We start from the raw sequence: 2,594 nt of genomic DNA, 5'->3' as shown, positions 1-2,594 counted from the left end.
GCTGCAAAGCCGATAACACCTCTTGCGCTAGGCTCGCTGCATCTAGCAAACCGAGGTTAACCCCTTGCCCCGCAAGTGGATGAATCGTGTGGGCCGCATCTCCAACCAACGCCAGACGCTCAGCGACAAAATCACGAGCGTAACGTGCGGTGAGTGGCACCGTGTACCGCTGACCGACAAGTTGACATAAGCCAAGTCGACCATCAAATTCGACCGTAAGTGCTTTATTAAAAACCGACGCCTCCATCGCGGCTAAACGCTCGGCTCGGCTCGGCTCTGTTGACCACACAATAGAACTCATGTGTGGCTCAGACATAGGAAGAAAAGCTAAGGGGCCTTGTGGAGTAAAGATCTGTCTTGCTACGCCTTGATGCGGTTCATGCGTTCGAATATTCGCCACGAGTGCGCTATGGCCATAATCCCAATAGGTGAGCGGAATATCCATTTGGCGACGAACCCACGAATTGGCCCCATCTGCTCCAACAACTAACTTGGCGGTGAGCGATTGTCCATTACTTAAACTCAACCATGCTTCACTTTCACCAATTGCTAAACTTTGACACTGCGCGGGCATAAACAGTGTTAGATTGGCTTGTTGTTTCACTTGATCCAATAACGCTAGTTGTACCACTCTGTTTTCAACAATATGACCGAGATTAGGCTGAATTAATTGCTGAGCACAAAACTCAATTCGAGCAAAGCTGTCTTGTTCCCATACCTCCATCGCTTGATAGGGCGAAGCTCGACGCTTTATGATTCCGTCCCAAGCATTGACGTTTTTTAATACCATTTCACTCGCACGATTCAATGCAGATACGCGAACATCAGGTAGCGGATCTAATTCAGCTTGAGGAAGCTGGCTTTCAATCATCGCTATTCTTAAGTCTGAATCTTTAAAAGTAGCCGCAAGCGCAAGGCCGACCATTCCTCCGCCCACAATGGCAATATCTACACTTTGCATCATAAATTTGTACCTTTTATCGATTGACCACACCAAGTGTGCGTTGAAGCAAGGGGATACTTAAAAATGAGAAACTATCCATTGCCATTAAGCCAAGATTACGTCCAATACGAAAGCTCATCCAATCATTCGAAAAAAGATGAACCAAGGTTGAGGTCAATTGAATAGTGGCCAGACGATCCGCTGTTCGACGCTGCTGAAAACGGCTCAATGATGAATAATCACCAATCTGATCACTCTTGATGATCTCTTCTGCTAGGCTAGCCACATCACGAATAGCAAGATTAAAGCCTTGCCCAGCAATCGGGTGAAGAGTTTGTGCTGCATTGCCGATCATCGCAAAACGGTGAGAAACTATATTGTGACGATAACGAAGCGCTAATGGGTAACAACTACGCTTGCCTGCTTGGATGAAGCGTCCGATACGCCAGCCAAAATCTCGCTGTAACTGTTCCAGAAAGCAAGAATCATCCATCTGCATGATTTGCTCTGCCACCAAGGCAGAAACACACCAAACTAATGATAACCGATTATCATCCATCGGGAGTAAGGCCAATGGGCCAGAAGTGGTAAAACGTTCAAACGCTCGTCCTTGATGAGGTTGATTCGTTTGTACATTCGCAATTACCGCCACCTGATGAAAATCTAGCTCTTGTTGTGGAATGCCTAATTTTTCGCAACAGGTTGATCTCGTACCGTCTGCTGCAACCAAGAGTTTACCAACCAGATGTGAGTTATCCGATAAAGTGACCGAAACCGAGTCTAATGAACGAGAAATATGGGACACGCTAGTCGGACAATATTGGGCAATATTCACACATTGTGCCATTTTTTCAGCATATAAAGCGCCCACTCGAGCTAACTCAACCACGTACCCTAAAGCATCCAACGCAAGAGATTGAGCATGAATCTCTGTCATACCAGCATGAGAACGATCCGAAACATGGATATCCGTAATGGCAGTGGCGAAAGGACGCATAGCATCCCATAGCTGCCACTGCTCCAGCAGAGCCACCGTACCATGAGAAAGAGCGATCGCTCGATCATCAAAACCGGGATGAGCATGATGATCGACTTGAAAAGCTTCAATCACAGCAATAGACAGCTTTCCTCGGCTCAAGGCATTCAATGCCAGGGCCAGTGTCGCTCCAGCCATTGCCCCCCCCGCGATGATGACATCAAAACATTTCTCGTCACTCACCCTAACCTCACTTAGTGAATCATCGGCTTAACTGCTGGTTCAGATTTGCAGAACTCAATATACAGCGTAAAAACACACGCCTTGATGTGTTCAATGATTTGCTCTAATAATTGAGCTTGTTGCTGTAGATCATCTTCTTCATCAATGGCTAATTTGGCAATTTCTTCTAAATCTTGTAACGCCTCTTTGGCGTCTGACGACGCGCGGGTTAGATCTATCGCCGCTAAACCCAGCCCAGAAATAAAATGGTTCACCCAATCAACCACGCCATCAGCAAACTGATACAGCGCTTCATCATCATGATTCACTGGAACTAATAGCGTTAATTTAAAATCACGGCTTGCCAATTCACCATGCGTTGCTAAAAACAGTTGCTTCGCCTGTGTTAATGCTTGTTGCGGCCAACCTAAGCCATCATTGGTATAATCAAAG

3 protein-coding genes are annotated in these 2,594 nt (G+C 46.4%); all 3 read right to left on the bottom strand.

The window, feature by feature from the left end:
- Positions 1 to 964: FAD-dependent monooxygenase (locus B7C60_RS04045; RefSeq protein ID WP_245868513.1), on the bottom strand; the 964-nt coding region annotated here is incomplete at its 3' end.
- 13 nt (positions 965 to 977) lie between these two features.
- Positions 978 to 2,162: a 2-octaprenyl-6-methoxyphenyl hydroxylase gene (gene ubiH, locus B7C60_RS04040; RefSeq protein ID WP_099610543.1), complete on the bottom strand. Its 1,185-nt coding sequence runs from the start codon at positions 2,160 to 2,162 to the stop codon at positions 978 to 980.
- An 11-nt stretch (positions 2,163 to 2,173) separates the two neighbouring features.
- On the bottom strand, positions 2,174 to 2,594 hold a 421-nt coding region (locus tag B7C60_RS04035; protein WP_245868511.1), incomplete at its 5' end, for a UPF0149 family protein.

The organism is Vibrio fujianensis, from assembly GCF_002749895.1.
Classification (GTDB): Bacteria; Pseudomonadota; Gammaproteobacteria; order Enterobacterales; family Vibrionaceae; genus Vibrio; species Vibrio fujianensis.
Note: the sequence above shows the minus strand (reverse complement) of the source record. Positions and strands in the feature narration are given on the sequence as shown.